Annotated in this window: 14 protein-coding genes, 2 tRNA genes and 1 pseudogene; 9 read left to right on the forward strand and 8 right to left on the reverse strand. The window is 72.1% G+C overall.

Features of this window, described 5'->3' with window-relative positions; all coding sequences use genetic code 11:
• Positions 1–9 precede the first annotated feature (9 nt).
• Genes L3X23_RS34905 through L3X23_RS34915 form a run of 3 tightly spaced genes read right to left on the reverse strand, consistent with a single transcriptional unit; the run spans position 10 to position 2,674 of the window.
• Positions 10–786 carry a class I SAM-dependent methyltransferase gene (locus L3X23_RS34905; protein ID WP_237190154.1) on the reverse strand — a complete coding sequence of 259 codons (777 nt, stop codon included), beginning with the start codon at positions 784–786 and terminating at the stop codon, positions 10–12.
• Positions 783–2,309 (reverse strand): bifunctional diguanylate cyclase/phosphodiesterase, encoded by a 1,527-nt coding sequence (locus tag L3X23_RS34910; RefSeq protein ID WP_237190155.1) that lies wholly within the window; start codon positions 2,307–2,309, stop codon positions 783–785. The genes L3X23_RS34905 and L3X23_RS34910 overlap by 4 nt, the downstream gene beginning before the upstream one ends.
• Entirely contained in the window at positions 2,306–2,674 is a 369-nt protein-coding gene (locus tag L3X23_RS34915) for a hypothetical protein (protein ID WP_218129982.1), read from the reverse strand. Before L3X23_RS34915 ends, L3X23_RS34910 begins: the two co-directional genes overlap by 4 nt.
• A gap of 122 nt (positions 2,675–2,796) precedes the next feature.
• Between L3X23_RS34915 and L3X23_RS34920 the strand changes: the two genes are divergently transcribed.
• Positions 2,797–5,271: a phosphoenolpyruvate synthase gene (locus L3X23_RS34920; RefSeq protein ID WP_237190156.1), complete on the forward strand. Its 2,475-nt coding sequence runs from the start codon at positions 2,797–2,799 to the stop codon at positions 5,269–5,271.
• Position 5,272: 1 nt separating this feature from the next.
• Here the strand turns inward: L3X23_RS34920 and L3X23_RS34925 are convergent.
• Positions 5,273–5,349: transfer RNA gene (locus L3X23_RS34925), tRNA-Pro, on the reverse strand.
• Positions 5,350–5,446: 97 nt separating this feature from the next.
• On the opposite strand from L3X23_RS34925, the gene L3X23_RS34930 reads away from it, so the two are divergent.
• Positions 5,447–5,520: transfer RNA gene (locus tag L3X23_RS34930), tRNA-Gly, on the forward strand.
• Between the two features lie 90 nt (positions 5,521–5,610).
• Entirely contained in the window at positions 5,611–7,413 is a 1,803-nt protein-coding gene (locus tag L3X23_RS34935; RefSeq protein WP_237190157.1) for a tyrosine-type recombinase/integrase, read from the forward strand.
• 307 nt (positions 7,414–7,720) lie between these two features.
• Here L3X23_RS34935 and L3X23_RS34940 read toward each other — a convergent pair whose 3' ends face one another.
• Both L3X23_RS34940 and L3X23_RS34945 read right to left on the reverse strand, forming a co-directional pair.
• Positions 7,721–8,383 (reverse strand): HAD family hydrolase, encoded by a 663-nt coding sequence (locus L3X23_RS34940; protein WP_237190158.1) that lies wholly within the window; start codon positions 8,381–8,383, stop codon positions 7,721–7,723.
• 18 nt (positions 8,384–8,401) lie between these two features.
• Positions 8,402–9,757: a helix-turn-helix transcriptional regulator gene (locus L3X23_RS34945; protein ID WP_237190159.1), complete on the reverse strand. Its 1,356-nt coding sequence runs from the start codon at positions 9,755–9,757 to the stop codon at positions 8,402–8,404.
• Positions 9,758–9,959: 202 nt separating this feature from the next.
• Here L3X23_RS34945 and L3X23_RS34950 point away from each other — a divergent pair, with 202 nt between their 5' ends.
• From L3X23_RS34950 to L3X23_RS34975, 5 genes are all read left to right on the forward strand, one after another.
• Entirely contained in the window at positions 9,960–10,172 is a 213-nt protein-coding gene (locus tag L3X23_RS34950; protein ID WP_237190160.1) for a helix-turn-helix domain-containing protein, read from the forward strand.
• A gap of 308 nt (positions 10,173–10,480) precedes the next feature.
• Entirely contained in the window at positions 10,481–10,702 is a 222-nt protein-coding gene (locus L3X23_RS34955) for a hypothetical protein (protein WP_237190161.1), read from the forward strand.
• A gap of 116 nt (positions 10,703–10,818) precedes the next feature.
• Positions 10,819–11,283, forward strand: coding sequence for a WhiB family transcriptional regulator (locus tag L3X23_RS36525; protein ID WP_308116852.1), 465 nt, complete (start codon positions 10,819–10,821; stop codon positions 11,281–11,283).
• On the forward strand, positions 11,280–11,783 hold the full coding sequence (locus L3X23_RS34970; RefSeq protein WP_237190162.1) for a hypothetical protein: 504 nt from the start codon (positions 11,280–11,282) through the stop codon (positions 11,781–11,783). The genes L3X23_RS36525 and L3X23_RS34970 overlap by 4 nt, the downstream gene beginning before the upstream one ends.
• A 3-nt stretch (positions 11,784–11,786) precedes the next feature.
• Positions 11,787–13,208, forward strand: coding sequence for a type IV secretory system conjugative DNA transfer family protein (locus tag L3X23_RS34975; protein WP_237190163.1), 1,422 nt, complete (start codon positions 11,787–11,789; stop codon positions 13,206–13,208).
• A gap of 73 nt (positions 13,209–13,281) precedes the next feature.
• Here L3X23_RS34975 and istB read toward each other — a convergent pair whose 3' ends face one another.
• Together istB and istA are read right to left on the reverse strand one after the other, a co-directional pair.
• Positions 13,282–14,085, reverse strand: a complete 804-nt coding sequence (gene istB, locus L3X23_RS34980) for an IS21-like element helper ATPase IstB (RefSeq protein WP_237190164.1) — start codon at positions 14,083–14,085, stop codon at positions 13,282–13,284.
• Positions 14,082–15,662, reverse strand: a complete 1,581-nt coding sequence (gene istA / locus L3X23_RS34985) for an IS21 family transposase (protein WP_237197903.1) — start codon at positions 15,660–15,662, stop codon at positions 14,082–14,084. The genes istB and istA overlap by 4 nt, the downstream gene beginning before the upstream one ends.
• Before the next feature lie 134 nt (positions 15,663–15,796).
• On the opposite strand from istA, the pseudogene L3X23_RS34990 reads away from it, so the two are divergent.
• Positions 15,797–16,220: pseudogene (locus L3X23_RS34990) on the forward strand (type IV secretion system protein VirD4); the annotation flags it as partial.

Raw genomic sequence — 16,220 nt, forward strand, 5'->3', positions numbered from 1 at the left:
GGACGAACGCTAGGGAGTCGGGCTGTGGGTCTGCTGTGCGGCGCCTGTGACCGGCCGGAGCACCGCGAGGTGCCCGGGGATCTGCTCCCGCACGCCCGCCGCCCGCATCGGCACCGCCGCGATGGTGGCCGAGTGGTCCACGACGACCCGCTCCCAGCGGCTGGGCGGGAACGCGTCGGCGAGCTCGGCGTCGCCGAAGGGCCGCGGCCGCGGGATCCCGGTCTCCAGGGCCCTGGCCAGCGGCCGGGGGATGCCGTGGGGGCCCGCACCCAGGCTCTCGAGGTAGCCGAGCAGCGGGCCCGGGAAGTCCGTCTCGGCGATCAGGACCGACCCCCGGCGCCCGACGAGCGCGGCCGCGGTCTCGGCCACCCGGCGTCGGGCGGCCGGGTCGAGGATGTGCAGCACGCCGCGCAGGAACACGGTGCAGTCGCCCAGCTCGGCGTGCAGCGCCCGGCCCAGCGCCGGGTCGGTGATGTCGCCGACCCGGAAGTCCCCGGCCCCGGCCCGCGCCACCGCGGCGGGCGCGATGTCCACCCCCACCACGCGGTCGCCCAGCGCCCGGGTCACCAGGCCGCTGCCGCAGCCGAGGTCGACGACCGGCAGCGCGGGATCGGCGTGCCGGGCCAGCAGCGCGGCGTAGTGCGCGGCCTCGGCGGGGTCCTGCGCGTCCCACAGGACCTCGTCCGTCTCGGCCCAGTAGCGCTCCCAGCGGGTCGAGCGGTCCCGGGGGGCGCGCAGGCTGAGCCGGATGACGTGGAGGAGGAGCCGGGCCCGACGGACGTTCACCGGTGGACGGTCGTCCGCAGCAGCTGCTCCGTTTCGGCCGCGGGGAGCGGTCTTCCCCACAGCCAGCCCTGCCCGTACCGGCAGCCGAGCTTCTCCAGGGCGGTGGCCTGGGCCTCGGTCTCGACCCCCTCGGCCACCGCGGCCAGCCCGAACGCGTCGACGACGGCGAGCAGCGCCGCCGCCACCCGGTGCGTGCCCGCGTCGGAGTCCAGGCCGGTGATCAACGAGCGGTCGATCTTGATGAGGTCCACGAACAGCCTGCGCACGTAGGTCAGGGACGAACACCCCGTGCCGAAGTCGTCGATGGCCACCCCGACACCGGCGGCGCGCAGCGACTCCATCGTCTGCAGCGTCTGCGCGTCCTCGCCCATCATCTGCGTCTCGGTGACCTCGAGCAGCACGTCCCGCGCAGGCACCCCGTGGCGGGCCAGGCAGGCCGCGACCGTGTCGGCGAAGCGCGGCGACCGGAACCCGACGGGTGAGATGTTCACGTGCAGCCCGAACGGCCGGTCCCCGAGCACGGTCGCCCGCCACCGCGCCAGCTGGGCCACGGCCGCGTCGAGCACCCAGGTGTCCAGCGTGACGACCAGGCCGGTCGCCTCCGCCACCGCCACGAAGTCCTCGGGCGGCAGCGGCCCGCGGACCGGGTGGTTCCAGCGCGCGAGCGCCTCCACGCCGGCCAGCCCGCGCCCGGCCAGCTCGACGATCGGCTGGTAGTGCACCTCCAGCCGGTTCTCGGCGAGCGCGCCGCGCAGGTCCTCGGCCAGCCGGAGCCGGGCGAGCGCCGCGGCGTGCATCGCGGGCTCGTAGATCTGCACGGTCCCCGGCGCCTCGGCCTTGGCCGCGTACATCGCGGTGTCGGCATCCCGCAGCAGGGTGTCGGCGCGCTGTCCGCGGGTGGCGAAGCAGACCCCGATGCTCGCCCCGACCCAGCAGGCGTGCCCGCCCGCGTGCACCGGGTGGGCCAGCGCCGCGAGGATGCGGTCCGCCACCTCCATCACCGGCTCGACCTCGCCGTCGAGCACAACCACGGCGAACTCGTCGCCCCCCAGCCGCGCGACGGTGTCCGTCTCGTGCACGACCTGCCGCAGCAGCTCTGCGACCTCGACCAGCAGCAGGTCGCCGACGGCGTGGCCGAACGTGTCGTTGACCGCCTTGAAGCCGTCCAGGTCGAGGACCAGCACGGCGGGCGGCGCGGCGCCGAGCTCGGCGTGCGCCATGGCCCGCTCGATCCGGTCGCCCAGCAGGGAGCGGTTCGCCAGCCCGGTCAGCGGGTCGTAGAGCGCGACCCGTTCGAGCTCCTGCCGCGCGGTGTGGAGCTGCTGGGTGCGCTCCGCGACCCGCGCCTCGAGATCCTCGTTGAGGGCGGCGAGCTCCTCGGCCATCATGTTGAGCCCCATGACGACGGCGTCGATCCGGTCCCCGGCGTCGGACACCGGCATCCGCCGGTCGAGGCGCCCGGACGCCAGCTCGACGACCAGGTCCACGAGCTGGTCGAGCCGGGCGTCGGCCGGGTCGGTCATCCCCGCAACCACCCCAGGGCGAGGTCCTCGTCGGTGAAGAAGCGGGTGGGGACGGGCTGGCTGCGCACGCCCAGGGCGAAGTTCGCCAGCACCCGGTCGACCGCGGAGCTGCCGAGCAGCGCGATCCGGCTGGCCGTGCAGCGGCGGGCGAACACCATGCGGGCCTCCCGGCTGAGCGACCCGGTCCCGCGCATCACCACGAGCAGCGGGTGTTCGGTGTCGCCGTTGAGCTCGTCCACCCGGCGCATCGCCCGCTCGGCCAGCTCGCCGGAGATCGCGACGCCCTGGCGCCAGCTCAGCCGGACCAGCCCGTCCGCCTCGACGACGAACGCCATGGAGTCCGGCGCGTCGTCATGCTCGTCCACCGCGACACCCTAGCGTCCCGGCCACTCTCAACGTATAGCGCCGCGGGGGACTTGCGGCAAGCCCCCGGTGGGGGCGCAAGATCTCCCGCCGGAGCGGTGAGCTGCGCGGATCGGGGGATCGCATGGTGCTGGGATTCGACGAGGTGGACCGGTCGGCGGGTGCCGTCGCCGGGGGCAAGGGCGCGAACCTGGGGGAGCTGGCCCGGATCACCGGGGTGCGCGTCCCGCCGGGCGTGGTCGTGCCCGTGCAGGACTACCGCCGCTTCGTCGACGCGGTGCCGGGCTTCGCCGCCCTGGTCGAGGGGCTCCCCGGGTCCGCTGCCGCGCTGCGAGCGGCGATCGAGGGGACACCCGTCCCCGCGGACCTCGCCGCCGAGATCACCGGGGCGCTCGGGACGGGCGGGTACGCCGTCCGGTCCAGCGCCACTGCCGAGGACCTGCCGGACGCCTCGTTCGCGGGCCAGCAGGACACCTTCCTCGACGTCCCGCCGGGGGAGGTCGTGGAGCGCGTCCGCACCTGCTGGGCCTCGCTGTTCACCGACCGTGCCGTGGCCTACCGCGCCGAGCGCGGCATCCACGAGGGCCGGGTCGCCATGGCGGTGGTCGTGCAGGAGATGGTGGCCGCCGAGGTGTCCGGCGTGCTGTTCACCGCCGACCCGCTGACGTCCAACCGCACCGTCACCCGGATCGAGGCCGTCCACGGGCTGGGTGAGGCCCTGGTGTCCGGCCGGGTCGACCCGGACGTCTACGCGGTGCGGGCCGGCGCGGTGTCCGGCTCGGGCGACACCCTGTCCGAGGCACAGGTGCGGGAGCTGGAGGAGCTGGGCAGGCGGATCGAGGCGCACTTCGGCAGCCCACAGGACATCGAGTGGTGTCTGGCGGGGGACGGCGCGTTCTCCGTGGTGCAGAGCCGTCCGATCACGACCCTGTTCCCCGTCCCGCCGAACGACGGCGGCCCGCACGTGTACCTCTCCGTCGGGCACCAGCAGATGATGACCGACGCGATGACGCCGCTCGGGCTCTCCGTCTGGCAGCGGACCACGCCGATGCCCATGGCGGAGGCGGGCAGCAGGCTGTTCGCGGACGCCACCCCGCGGCTGCGTTCACCCGCCCTGCGGCGCGCGTTCCTGAGCGTCATGGGTACCTCGGACCCGCTGATGCGTGACGCGCTGGAGACCGTCCTGGACAGGGGGTTCATCCCGCTGGACGAGGAGGACGGCGCCGCGGTGCCCCCGGTGCTGGGCGGCGGGCCACCGCCGATCGCCGCCGACCCCGCGCTGGTGCAGGAGCTGATCGCGGGCACCCGGGCCTCGCTCGCGGCGACCGCGAAGGGCCTGGCGGGGTTGACCGGCACCGCGCTCGTCGAGTTCGTCGAGGCCGACTTCGCCGAGCTCCGCCGCGTGCTCCACGACCCCCGCAGCGCCCGGGCCTTCCTGTCCGGCATGGACGCCGCCACCTGGCTGGACGAGCACATGCGGGAGTGGCTCGGGGAGACCGGGGCGGCGGACGTCCTCACCCGGTCGGCGCCGCACAACGTCACCTCCGAGATGGGTCTCGCCCTGCTCGACGTCGCCGACGCCGTCCGCCCCTTCCCCCAGATAGTGGAGTTCCTGCGCACCGCCCGGGAGGACTTCCTCGACCGGCTGCCCGCGCTCGAGGGCGGCGCGACGGCCCGGCGGGCGATCGAGGACTACCTCGACGCCTACGGCGCCCGCTGCGTCGGCGAGATCGACATCGCCCGGCCGCGGTGGCGCGAGCAGCCCACGGCGTTGCTGCCCCTGATCCTCGGCAACGTCGACACGATGGCGCCGGGGGAGCGCGGCCGACGCGTCGAGGAGGGCCTGGCGCAGGCGCGGGCGATGGAGGAGGACCTGCTCACGCGCCTGCGCGCGCTGCCCGACGGCGAGGCGAAGGCCGCACGGACCGCGGCGGCGATCGCCCGGCTCCGGACCTTCATCGGGTACCGCGAGTACCCGAAGTTCGGCATGGTCAGCCGGTACCTGCTCTACAAGGAGGCGCTACTGGCCGAGGCGGACCGGCAGGTGGCCGCGGGGGTCCTCGCCGACCGCGCGGACCTGTTCCTGCTCCGGCTGGACGAGTTCGCCGAGGTGGTGCGCACGGGTCGGGTCTCGCCCGCACTGCTGGAGGAGCGGCGGGCCGCCTTCCGTGCACACCAGGCCCTCACCCCGCCGCGCGTGCTCACCTCCGAGGGCGAGACGCTCTCCGGCAGCTACCGCGGCCGGGACGTCCCACCCGGCGCCCTGGTCGGCCTCCCGGTCTCGGCGGGCACCGCGGAGGGCCGCGCCCGGGTGGTCCTCGACCTGGCCACGGCGGACCTCGAGGCGGGCGACGTCCTCGTCACCGCCTACACCGACCCCAGCTGGTCCCCGGCCTTCGTCACCGTCGCCGGGCTCGTCACCGAGGTCGGCGGCCTGATGACCCACGGCGCCGTCGTGGCCCGCGAGTACGGCCTCCCCGCCGTCGTCGGGGTGGAGGGCGCCACCACCCGCATCCCCGACGGCGCCCGCATCCGCGTGCACGGCTCCGCGGGCTACATCGAGATCCTCGACCACGGCCCGAGCGACCGTGCCTACTGACTGGTCGGGGTGGCGGGATTCGAACCCACGGCCTCTCGGCCCCAAACCGAGCGCGCTACCAACCTGCGCCACACCCCGTGCCGCCGAAGTCTAGACGGGAGACGGCGGGGAGCCTGCCGGAGCCCGCCGGATGATCCGCTATCCTGGCGAGGCCCTCGGAGCGATCCAGGGGCATGCGGGCGTAGCTCAATGGTAGAGCCCTAGTCTTCCAAACTAGCTACGCGGGTTCGATTCCCGTCGCCCGCTCCACCTCTGACCAGCGGTTCTTAGCTCCAGCCAGCTGGGTCAGGCCAATCTCGGGGGATCACGCGGGGTGCGAACCTCGCTTATCCTGCCCCCATGCCACGACGTTCCGGCGCTGGTGACAACCGTGCTCGGGGGTCCATCGAGACCCGGGCGAACGGCTCGTTGCGTGTGTCCGTGTACGCGGGGATCGACCCCGTCACGGGCCGTCGGCACTACCTCCGCGAGTCGGTCCCTGCGGGTCCGAAGGCGTGGCGCGAGGCCGAGGACGTGAAGACCCGGCTGCTCGCCGAGGTGTCCGCCAAGCGCAACCCCCGGACGAAGGCGACCATCGACCAGCTGCTGGAGCGCTACCTCGACCAGTTCTCCGGCTCGCCGACGACGCTCGACCTCTACCGGACGCACGTCCGCAACCACATCAAGCCCGTGCTCGGACACCTGCGGGTCAGCCAGCTCGACCCCGAGACGCTCGACTCGTTCTACGGAGAGCTGTTGCGGTGCCGCTCCCGTTGCGCAGGTCGACGGAGGGTCGATCACCACTCTGCCGAGCCGCACGACTGCAATGACCGCTGCACCCCCCACCAGTGCAGGCCCCTCGCACCGACGACCGTGCGGCACATCCACTTCATCCTGTCCGGCGCCTACAAGCGTGCCGTCCGGTGGCGGTGGTTGGCCGTGAACCCGATGGCGCAGGCCGAGCCTCCTCCGCCGCCGAGGCCGAACCCGCAGCCGCCCACGGCCGCCGAGGCGGCGCGGATCGTGAACGAGTCGTGGCGAGACCCTGACTGGGGAACGCTGGTCTGGACGGCCATGACGACGGGCGCGCGCCGCGGCGAGTTCTGTGGCATCCGGGTCTCGGCTGTGGACCTCGACGAAGGTCGAGAGACCATCTGGCTTCGCCGAGCGATCAGGCGCGAACCCGGGGCCGGCTGGACCGAGGCGGACCTGAAGACGCACCAGCAGCGTCGGATCGCGCTCGACGCCGAGACGGTCGCGGTGCTGCGAGACCACCTGGCGCGCTGTAGGGCTCGCGCAACCGCCGTGGGCGCCGAGTACCGGTCGGACGCCTACCTGTTCTCGGCGGCGCCGGACGGCTCGACGTTTCTGACCCCGGACAGCGTGACCCAGCGCTACGACCGCATGGTCGCCCGCCTTGGCATCGAGACGACGATCCACAAGCTCCGCCACTACTCAGCAACCGAGCTGATCGCCGGCGGCGTGGACCCGCGGACCGTGGCCGGCAGGCTCGGGCACGGCGGAGGCGGGACGACGACGCTCAAGGCGTACACCGCGTGGGTCTCGGAGGCCGACCAGCGGGCGGCCAAGGGGCTCGGTGCGGGGATGCCGCAGCGCCCGGCGGAGATGGACGACGCCGAGTGGATCAGGGCCTCGCCCCGGTACCCGTACCAGCGCGTCGCCGCGGCCGTGGCTCGAGACGTCGCGGATGGGCGCCTCATTGCGGGTGACTCGGCTCCCTCCGCTCCAGATCTTGTCGAGCAGCACGGAGTCTCGCTCCCGACGGCAAAGCGGTCTCTTGTCCTGTTGACCGAGTGGGGCATGCTGGCGCGAGAGGGCCGCGGCCAGCTCCGTATTGTTGGGCCGGCAGAGGAGCTGGCGTCCGTTGTGCCAGCAGCCGAGCCGTCGGTGCCAGCCGCCCCTTCTGCTCCACCGGCGATCAGGTTGCTCACGCTGATCGTCCGGCACCGGGGGAGCGAGGTCGCGAAGTTCTCGACCGCTGCTGACCCGACGGACCCGGTCGCCCTTCACCGCATCCTTGCGGCCGCAGTCCGCCGGGCCGGCGGCGACGACACGAACATCCGCGACTACGAGATGGACGTCAAGGTGCCCGGCGAGTCCGAACCGCTGCTGACCTTCGTCACGTCGCCCTGGACGATGTAGCCGCACTGTCCGGGCTACGCTCCGGGCAGCGACCCGCGTAGCTGATCAAGGCTCCGATGAGGTACGTACGCCTCGTCGGGCTTGGGTTCGTCGAGAGTCAGATTGCCACGCTCCAGGCCTCCTGCGTCGAACCGGGACGCGGTGAGCACATAGAAGCTTCGGTGGGGTGCTCATTGAACGACTCGTCGATGAACGCCGTTCGCTCTGGGAGCATCACTCCAGTGGTGCGGCAGGCCACCTTGGAGGGTCGTCGGCGAAGTGCGGGGACGACCCTCAGGCCCGGGTCGTCTTGGTGCAGGATGGCACATCAGAGCTCTGCGAGCTGCGCAGGAAGATCCGACAGATGGTCGACCGTGAGGGTGGGCGGTGCGTCGTCGAACGTTGTGGGGGCCGTGCCGCCCGGTTCGAGAACGAAGCCCCAAGGGCCGCGACGGACCCATACTCCATTGATGCCGCGCCGCACGGCGGGCGCGATGTCGTTGTCGAGGCGGTCCCCGACGTAGGCGATCTCTTCCGGTCGGTGACCGGAGACGGCGATGAGTTTGTCGAAGAACGCCTCCGACGGCTTGTTCACGCCCCAGTCGTCGGATGTGGCGATGAGATCAGCGGGCAGGTTCAGCTCGCGGATGAAGGTGCCGGCTCGCAGGGTCTGGTTCCCGGCGATGCCGACGAAGTACCCGGCGTCCCGAAGCTGTTGCAGGCATGGGCGGGCGTCGGGGTAGAGGTCTTGGGCGTTGAGGTACTCGCCCAGTCCGGTGTCGAGGCGGGCTTGTCGTTCCTTGTCGAGGTCGAAGCCGGGGCGGAAGTGCTGGAAGACCTGACGGTAGTCCTGGCCGCGGGCGATGACGGCTCCGAACACGGAGGAGAAGGTGTGTCGGGGGACGCTGAGCCAGTCTGCCCAGGTCCCGTACTCGCGGGACTCGTCGATCAGGGTCTCGCCGACGTCGAACCAGACGGCGCGGATGGGCACGAGCGAGGGTCCTTCCGGTCAGGCGATCATCGTGAGCTGGTCGTCCAGTGCACGAACGGCAGGTGAGGCGTTCCAGGGTTGAACGGCTGCCCGGAACTCTCGCAGACGGTCGGAGCCCGTGGCGTAGCCGGCTCGGTGGAGGTGATCGGCTGCGTCTGCGGCGGTTCGACAGGCCTGGTCCAGGTCGCCGTTGTGCAGGTGTGCCGTGGCGAGATCGCAGAGGAACACCGCCCGCTGTTTGACGGCTTCGGGTGGCAGGCGGCCGAGGGCACCTTCGAGGGTGCGGAGTGAGTCTGTCGAGCGGCCGGCACGGAGCTGAACGTATCCGGCGAAGCCGTCGAGCCTGGTGCTGTCGTAGAAGTCGAACCAGGGCAACTCCGCCGACAGCCCGGGGGCGGACATCGCTGCGCGGGCGCGGTCGATTGCCGCCATGGCGGCGCCTTCGGCGCCAGCGTTCGTGTGCATCTCGGACTCGACCGCGGCGAGCCACGAGGAGACCGGACCGTGTGGCTGCTGGGCGATGTGCGTGGCGGCTCCGCGGAGGTAGTCGAGCGCGGCACGGTAACTGAGCTCCGCGGCCGGGATGAATGCGGTGTGGCCGAGGGCCGAGGCCGCTTGCAGGTGGTCGCCGGCTTCGCGGGCTGACTCGAGTGCGAGGTTGTAGAAGCCGCGGGCTCGCATCGGGTCGTGCAGGTCGAAGAAGGCGATGCGGCCGGCGAGGGTGGCCACTCGTGCACGGTTCGCGAGCAGCTTGCGGCGGAGGCCGGGCGTGGCGCTCGCAGTCAGAGTGTCGCGGATGGTTCCCAGATGAGCTACGACAGGTGCCATCAGAACGTTCGGCGCGGCGGAGTGGTAGAGGGTCTGGTAGCGCGTGGCCAGGTCATCGAAGCCTGCGACGAGATCAGGCGTCGCTCGCAGTCCACCCGATGACGCCGGAAGTGCGATCCCGGCGGCGGGGGCCAACGTGGCGAGCTTAAGTAGCACCCGGCGGCGCATGAGTTCTTCCTTCCAGACTTCGAACAGCTTCGGCTGCAGCACGATCCCGGCTGGGCCGAGCTGCCCGAACAGATCGGCCATCACGGTCAGGTCGGCGAGGTGGTCGCTCTCTCCCGACGTCGGTTGCGGGACGACCTCCACCGGTGAGTCGAGCTCGCTGGCGCGCACGCCGAACAGCAGCGCGAGCAGCTCCCGGTAGGGGCGGCTGGGCGTCTTCACCCCGCGCTCCCACTTGGCGACCATGTCGCCGTTGACGCCCACTTGCTTGCGGCGGCGGAGCCAGGCGAGGCGGGCGATCTGCTCGGCGACGTCCTGCTGGGTCCAGCCGCGTTGTTCGCGTAGCTGACGAAGCTGGCTCGCCTGGTTCCTGCTCGTCATCTCGCCCCCTCAGCTTCACTGGATCTCGGTCTTGAGAGTAGCGGGAAGCTCCGACTATTTGGCCAGGACGGACCAGGTTGTGGACTAGTTGCGGACTAGCTGGGAGACCTCCTTGAGCTGGCCTTTCCTCGGTTCCATGGGGGCGTACTCACCAGGAACTGGAGGAGCAGTTATGGCTCTACAGCAGTCCACGGGAACACCGTTGTTCTACGACGTCAAGGCGGTGGCCGAGATGTTCCGGATGTCGCGGATGACGGTCTACCGCGCCATCCGGGACGGCGAGCTTCCGGCCGTGCGTATTCGCGGTCGCTACATCGTTCCGGCCAAGGTCATCGACGCGCTCGTCGCTGCCGCTGAGTCGTCCGCGGCGGAACGGCCCGCAGTCCATCCGTTGATTCCGGCCCAGCCGCGATGAACGGCGGCCTCAAGCAGATCGATATGGCCGTCGAGCGGATCGGGCGCCTGCGCGCGGGCCTCCTGGCTGATCGGTCCGCGGAGAACCGCGCAGAGCGCCTGGCGTCGCTGTTCGAGTCGGAAGCCCGGGTGTGGTCACAGCTATTCGAGGTTGCCGACCTCCGCCCGGTGTGGCGGGCAGCTCTTGTCGCTGAGCAGGAAGCTCGACGTCAGGCGGCGTGCTGGCGCAGGCGAGCGGTGGCCGAGCCGCGATGCAGGTCCGGGTCGTTCCCCGTCGCGACGGATGGGTGAGCCGTGCAGGCAGTCGGAGTGCTCATCTTCGTGGCGATCGTCGGCGCCTTCATTTGCGCGAGGTCACGGTCGGCGGGAGGTGCGATCGCGTTCGCGCTCTTGGCCTTGGTGCTGTTCATCGCGACTCCGGTCGGCCAAGGCCTGCCGGCTGCGATCGGCACGTTCCTCGACGTCGTCGATGACGCAGCAACACCTGCCCTGACGGATCGCGAACCGGACGAGGCGGGAGCCGGTGGATGACGGCCAGGACGACGAACAACAACTCAGGGGTGGGTCGGCCCGGCGACGGGTTCTTGGCGGGACACAGCCGCCGGGCCGTTCTCACCGCACATCAGCAGACGGCAGGAGAAGTTCCGATGGTAGGGCGAGACGCAGACGAAGGGCAGGCCCGGCCGGCAAGTGCACGGTGCCGCGACGTGGACACGGAGGTGTTCTTCCCCGTCGCGGAGGCGGGCCCGGTGCGTGAGGGGGAGGTGGCGCGAGCGAAGGTGATCTGTTCGGGCTGCCCGGTGCGGGCGCAGTGCCTGGACTGGGCGATCGTGTCCCTCCCACACGGGGTGGCGGGCGGTCTCGACGAGCACGAGCGCGCCGAGCTTCGCCGCGGCCGGCGCATCCAGCGTCCGGACGGGATGCGGCCGACGATCGTCGTGCCGGTCGGAGCGAGGGACCTGCCGCCGCGCGAGCGGGGTGAGGTGATCGCCGCCGGTCGCCGGGCACTCGCCGACGGGATCCCGCGTCCGCGGGTCGCGGTCGAGTTCGGGGTGTCGCGTCGGACGGTCGACCGCTGGGCTGCCGGTCTGTCCTGCGGAGGTGTCCGATGAGCGCGATCGCGCGTCGGTTTCAGACGCTGATGGAGGAGGTCGCGGTCGAGCAGTTCGAGGGCCAGGTGGTCATCGAGCCGATCGAGGGCTATCAGATGCTGACCCGGCGACGGCTGGTCGACCCGCTGCCCGGTGTACGGGCCGCGGCGGTGGTTCGCGACGCCGCCCGCCGCGTGCTGGTCGACGCCGTCGAGGCGTCGCGAGCGGCGGGCCGCTCGTGGGACGAGGTCGGCGCCGCGCTCGGGTTGCCGGATGACGGTGACCCGGTTGGCGAGGTGGCGTTCGCCCTGGTGGTCGAGCGGCGCGAGCCGGAGCGACCGCGCGAGCTGTTTCACGTGCCCTCGACTTCGTGGCGTTGCGGTTCGTGCGGCGAGCTGGTGAGCGATCGCGGGCCGTTCGAGTCGCAACCGGTCGACAACGAGTCCGGCCACGCCGACGACTGCGCGCGGCATCTACCCGACGTGCGGGCATGGCGCGAGCGCACGGGTTGGGAGGACTGACTCATGGATGTGTTGCTGAGCCCGACTCCGCTCCTCCTGCTCGGCCTGATCGCCGCCGCGGTGCTGGCCTGGGCCCGGCGGGCTCGAGGAATCGCCCTCGGCCTCGGGCTGCTCGCACTGCTGCCGGCGTTCACGATCATCAAAGCGCTGCCGTGGCCGCTACTGCTCGTGCCCGCCCTCGGTCTGCTGGTCCTCCTTCGGTACCGGTGGACGCGGTCGGCATCGGTCGTCTCCCGGTGGGGCGCTCGGTCCCGTCGCAAGTCCGGGGTCGCCTCGACGATGGACATTGTCCGCTTCGGCGGGTCTGCGGCGATGCTGCGCCGCGCCCCAACGGTGCGCCCGTCCTTGGAGGTGCTGTCGCGGTGGGAGCTGATGACCCTCCCGGTCCCCGAGGTGGCGGTGCGGTTGTGCCGCTCGGGTGGGCAGTGGGTGTGGTCGTCCAACGAGGACGTCGTCGTCTCCGTTGGCGGGCCGCGGTCGGGGAAGTCCGGCTGGCTGGCAGGGCAGATCATCGACGCCCCCGGCGCCGTCCTGGCCACCAGCACCCGCCTGGACCTCCTCGAACTGTGCACCCCGTACCGGGAGCGCAAGGGCCCGGTCCTGGTGTTCAACCCGGCCGGTCTCGGTGAGGTCGTCTCGACGGTCACCTTCGACCCGCTGACCGGCTGCCAGGACCCCGTCGCCGCAGCGGAGCGTGCGGCGGACTTGCTCTCGGCCGTGTCGTCGTCCAGTGGTGGGGATCGGGAGTACTGGGAGCTGCAGGGCCGCCGAGTGTTGGAGGCGCTGCTGCACGCCGCGGCGTTGGGGCACAGGTCGATGCGCGAGGTCATGGACTGGACCGCCGACCCCGAGACCGCGCGCAAGGAGGTGACCGCGCTGCTGCGCCGGTCGCCGGAGCCGGGGTTCGGGGTGTCGTTCGAGCAGTTCGTGACCACCAACGACCGCACCCGAACCTCGATCACCTCGACGATCATGCCCGCGCTCGGCTGGCTCACCTCCGCACCAGCGAGGGCAGCGGCCGCTCTCGGGCCCGAGGGGGCGCGCCCGCTCGACGTCGGTGACCTGCTGATGGTGCGGGGGACGGTGTTCCTACTCGGCGGGGAGGAGTCCCCGACGGCGCCGCTGGTGTGCGCGTTGACCGGCTTCATCGCCCGCGAGGCCCGCCGGATCGCGGCCACCAAGCCGAGCGGGCGTCTCGACCCGGGGTTGCGGCTCGCGCTTGACGAGGCCGCGTTGATCTGTCCTGTGCCGTTGGAGTCGTGGACCGCGGACATGGGCGGGCGTGGGGTGTCGATCCTCGTGGTCGTCCAGTCCCGCGCGCAGCTGCTCGCCCGCTATGGCGCGCACGGGGCGGCGACGATCCTGAACAACGCCGGCGCGGTGATTGTCAACGGCCAGCTCGTTCTCCCCGTTGGCGGCCAGTAGTTCTCCCCACTGGTGGCCAGTTGGTTCTCCCCGACGGCGGCCAGATATTTCCCCGCCTGGGGTCGTGCCCGGGTCAGGTCAACGGGCTCACCCCCTTGCCAGAGGTGGCCTGGGCGAGGCGGTAGCTGTCGCCCTGGGTGACGACGATGTGGGCGTGGTGGAGCAGCCGGTCGACCGTGGCGGTGGCGAGGGTCTTCGGCATGATCTCGTCGAACCCTGAGGGGTGCAGGTTGCTGGAGACGGCCAGCGAGCGCCGCTCGTAGGCGGCGTCGACGAGCCGATAGAAGCCCTCCGCGGCATCCGGTGAGACGGGCAGCAGCCCGATGTCGTCGACGATTATCAGGTCGGTGCGGATCAGCCGGGCCAGCGCGCGGGTGATCGAGTCGTCGGCGCGGTGGCGGCGGACGAACGCGCCGAGGTCTTCGATGGTGAACCAGGCGACGGTCATCCCGGCCTCGACCGCGGCCTGCCCGAGCGCTTCGCAGAAGTGGCTCTTCCCCGTCCCGGACGGGCCGCAGACGCAGAGGTTCTCCCGGCGGCCGACCCATTCCAGGCTGGTGAGCGCGTCCTGGGTCGGGCGCGGGATCGTCGAGGCCGAGGCGTCCCAGTCCTGCAGGGTCTTCCCGGCGGGGAACCCGGCGCGGGCGCGGCGGGTCCGCAGGTTCGTCGCGTCCCGGCCGGCGGCCTCCTCGGCGAGCAGCACTCGGACCAGCTCGGCGTGGTCCCAGCGCTGGGCTCGCGCGGTCGGGATGAGCTCGAGCAGGTGGCGGCGGATGTGCGGGAGCTTGAGCCGGCGGGTGAGCTCGACCGCCTCGGCCAGCGGATCACCGGCCGAGCCGGCAACGCCCGCCGAGCTCGGTGTCGTGGTAGCGCTCATGCGGGCTCTCCAGTCGGTTGCGGCCCAGCGGACCCAGTGCCGGACTCAGTGCCGGGGTCAGGATCTGGTTCGGGGCCAGGAGTTAGGCCGAAGCCGGACCAGGCGGCGGTGCCCGGCTGGAGGCTGTGGGTCTCACTCGCCTGCGTGGCGGGCTTGGCGACGGTCTCCCCGGCTTGGTGGGCGAGGATGCGCAACAGGTCGTTCTCGGCGAACCGTCCCGCGATCGCCGCGGTGCCCAGGGCCTGGTCGACCTGCCCGGGCGGGTGCAGCTTGGCCAGCGCGACGGCCTCGGTCATCTTCCGCCGGACCCCGCGGGCCCCGGCCGCGGCCGCCTCGACCAGCCAGGCCGCAGCGCCCGGCCCGAGCGCGAGGAACGCCGCCTCCGCAGCGCTGGTGGCCCGCGGTGTCCGCTCGCCGTGCGCGTTCGCCGCGGCGGTGCGCGGCGGGTAGTGCGCGTCGTCGATGACCGGGCTGCCCGGGGTCGACCGTCCGTGCCGTGCGACCTGGACCGGCCCGTCCTGCCCGACGGCAGTGACGATGAGGTCGTCGCCGTGGAAGCGGACCCAGACCCGCGTGTCGACCAGCTCGTGGGGCACCGAGTAGCGCACGCCCTCGACCGAGACGGTGGCGTCCCAGTTCACCCGACGGGTGGTGCCGAACGCGACCGTGAACGGAGTGGAAGGCAAGGGGTGCAGGCGCAGGCGTTCCTCGGCGAGCATCTCCACCGGCGGCCGCCTCGTCTCGCGGTGCGGGCGGGTGTTGACCTTCTCGCACCATCCTCGGCAGGCGGCTTCGAGCTGGCCGAACACGCGGTACTCGTCGGCGAGGTTGACCTCGGTGGGGACGAGGTCGGCCTTGGAGATCCGCACCGTCGCCTCGCTGCCGCCCTTGGTCTGCGGGTCGGCCGGCACGCAGGTGCGGATGGTCATCCCGTAGTGGCGGGCGACATGAACGATCTCCGGATTGCGCACCGGCACTCCGGCGACGTGGTCGACCGAGACGGTGCGCTCGTTGTCGGTCAGCGCGTAGGTCGGCACCCCACCCAAACGACGCAGGGTGGTGTCCAGGCAGGCCACGATCGTGGGCAGGGTGCGGTCCCAGACCGCGAGCACGACCCGGAACCTCGACCAGGCCAGCCACGCGCACCACAGGTTCGTCCGGCGCCCGCCGATCCGTGGGCCCTCCGCCCAGTCCCACTGCAACCACAGACCCGGCTCGGGCACCCACGGCCGCAGCACCCGCCGCTGCCCGGCGCGCAGCCGCGCCTTCGTCTCGGCCACCGCGCGACGGGTGGTGCGCTCCCCTCCGGTGAAGCCCATCGCGACGATGCGCTCATGCACGATGTCGGCGCGCACCCGCCCGTTGGAGCGGGCCACCAGCTCCTCGATCTTGGCCAGGTAGGCGTCGATCGGTCGGGCCCGGTGCTCGCGGGCCACCACCGGCTCCCCGGTCGCGCGCAGCGCCACGTATCGGGCCACGGTGTGGTGGTCACACCCCGCCAGCTCGGCCGCCGCACGGTAACTGCCCGTGAGGTCGTAGGCCTCGAGAATCTCCACGATCTCCTCGCTCCGCTTCACCGGCAGACCCTCGCCGCCGGTCATCTGCTGTGGATCACCGGGGAGATATCTGGCCGTCAGCGGGGAGAACGCCGGCCATCACCGGGGCGGTAAATGGCCGCCTATGGGGAGCTTGGACTGGCCGCTGTCAGGTGATGGTTTTCGGCGGCACCCGAGACCGCGACGACCTCCAGTTCTGGTCCACCCTCACCGGCGAGCGGGACGAGCCCGCCGACACCCTGGACCCGCGCGGCAACACCGTCGCCCGCGGCACCCGAAAGACCTCGGTGTTGTCTCCGGCGCAGATCGCGAACCTGCCCGCAGGGAAGGTGCTGGTGATCCGCCGCGGGATGCCGCCGGTGGTCGGGTGGGCGCAGATGGCGTGGCGGCGCCGTGACGTGCGATGGACCCGTCTGTCCCGCCGCCGGCCACAGCTCGCGGGCCGGGTCGTCCGCACCGCCGACAAGGTCCCCGCAGCCCGCTGGGTCCTGCGGCGGTGGGTGCCCGGATGGCCGGGCCCGCAGTTCACCCGACCCGCCTCACCCGCGCTACCGGGCGACGTGCTGGTCATCGACGGCG

The sequence above is a fragment of the Pseudonocardia sp. WMMC193 genome, assembly GCF_021728735.1.
Taxonomy (GTDB): Bacteria; Actinomycetota; Actinomycetes; order Mycobacteriales; family Pseudonocardiaceae; genus Pseudonocardia; species Pseudonocardia oroxyli.

Bases quoted from the DNA above. Each gene is read 5' to 3' on its own strand.
- L3X23_RS34910 (WP_237190155.1), bottom strand. From the start codon at position 2,309: ATGACCGACCCGGCCGACGCCCGGCTCGACCAGCTCGTGGACCTGGTC.
- L3X23_RS34920 (WP_237190156.1), top strand. From the start codon at position 2,797: ATGGTGCTGGGATTCGACGAGGTGGACCGGTCGGCGGGTGCCGTCGCC.
- L3X23_RS34935 (WP_237190157.1), top strand. From the start codon at position 5,611: ATGCCACGACGTTCCGGCGCTGGTGACAACCGTGCTCGGGGGTCCATC.
- L3X23_RS34945 (WP_237190159.1), bottom strand. From the start codon at position 9,757: ATGACGAGCAGGAACCAGGCGAGCCAGCTTCGTCAGCTACGCGAACAA.
- L3X23_RS36525 (WP_308116852.1), top strand. From the start codon at position 10,819: ATGGTAGGGCGAGACGCAGACGAAGGGCAGGCCCGGCCGGCAAGTGCA.
- L3X23_RS34970 (WP_237190162.1), top strand. From the start codon at position 11,280: ATGAGCGCGATCGCGCGTCGGTTTCAGACGCTGATGGAGGAGGTCGCG.
- L3X23_RS34975 (WP_237190163.1), top strand. From the start codon at position 11,787: ATGGATGTGTTGCTGAGCCCGACTCCGCTCCTCCTGCTCGGCCTGATC.
- istB (WP_237190164.1), bottom strand. From the start codon at position 14,085: ATGAGCGCTACCACGACACCGAGCTCGGCGGGCGTTGCCGGCTCGGCC.